We start from the raw sequence: 1226 nt of genomic DNA on the forward strand, positions 1-1226 counted from the left end.
TCTCGGCGAAGCGGAAGAAGGAGGCCGTGCTCCGTCTGCTCAAGGGCGAGGAGCTCGACGCCCTCTCCCGAGAGTTGGGCGTCACGGCAGCGGTGCTGAGCGAGTGGCGGGAGAAGTTCCTGGCTGGGGCCGAGGCGAACCTCAAGAGCCGCGAGCCGGAAGCAGCGGACGACGAGGTGCTGCGGCTCAAGGCCATGGTGGGCGAGCTGATGATGAAGAACGAGTTGCTGGCGCAGAAGGCCCGGCTGCTGGAGGGCAACGCGCCGGGTTTTCCCTGGAGGAAGTCGAGAGGATGAGCGCCAGTCTCTCGCCTTCCAGCGGCAAGCCGTACGGACTGGTGCTCGTGACGGCCACCTGGCGAGTGCCTCGCGCCACGGTGTACCGGCACCGTGCCCGCCGGCAGGCAGCGCTCTCTCCGACAGCCCGGCGAGGCCCGAAGACGGCGCTGACGGACGAGGCGCTGCTGGAGGCCATCCGCGGCGTGCTGGCCGCCTCCCCGTTTCTGGGCGAGGGGCACCGCAAGGTATGGGCCCGGCTTCGCGCTCAGGGCGTACGCACGTCGAAGGCCCGCTGCCTGCGGCGGATGCGCGAGGCAGGGCTGCTGGCACCGGGCAGGGCCCGCCGGGTGCTGGGACCGCGCAACCATGACGGCACGATTACCACCGACAAGCCCGACGTCATGTGGGGCACCGACGCCACCTGCACCGTGACGAAGCTGGAGGGCCAGGCCACCGTCTTCATCGCCATCGACCACGGCACCGCCGAGTGCGTCGGCATCCACGCGGCCAAGGTCGGCACCCGTTTCGAGGCCCTCGAGCCCATCCGCCAGGGCGTCAAGGCTCGCTTCGGGGCGTACGGCCGGGGCGTGGCCGCGGGGCTGTCCATCCGCCACGACAACGGCAGCCAGTACACTTCCGACGCCTTCCAGAACGAGCTGCGCTTCCTGGGGGCCGTGTCCAGTCCCTCCTTCGTCCGCAGTCCCGAGGGCAACGGCTGTGCCGAGCGCTTCATCCGTACCCTCAAGGAGCAACTGCTCTGGGTGCGCACCTTCGCCACCGTGGAGGAACTCCGGCTGGCGCTGCTGGAGTGGGCTCACCGGTACAACGAGCACTGGTTGCTGGAGCGTCACCACTTCCTCTCGCCGAGTCAGGCCCGGCGGGAACTGATGCAGAAGCAAGCGGCCTGATTACGACCAACCTGGTGTCTCAACAATCCGGTGCGGTACA

1 pseudogene is annotated in these 1226 nt (G+C 69.0%); it reads left to right on the forward strand.

The window, feature by feature from the left end:
- Window positions 1-1186: pseudogene (locus tag D7V77_RS42025) on the forward strand (IS3 family transposase); the annotation flags it as partial.
- Window positions 1187-1226 lie beyond the last annotated feature (40 nt).

Source organism: Corallococcus sp. CA041A (assembly GCF_003612075.1).
Lineage (GTDB): Bacteria > Myxococcota > Myxococcia > Myxococcales > Myxococcaceae > Corallococcus > Corallococcus exiguus.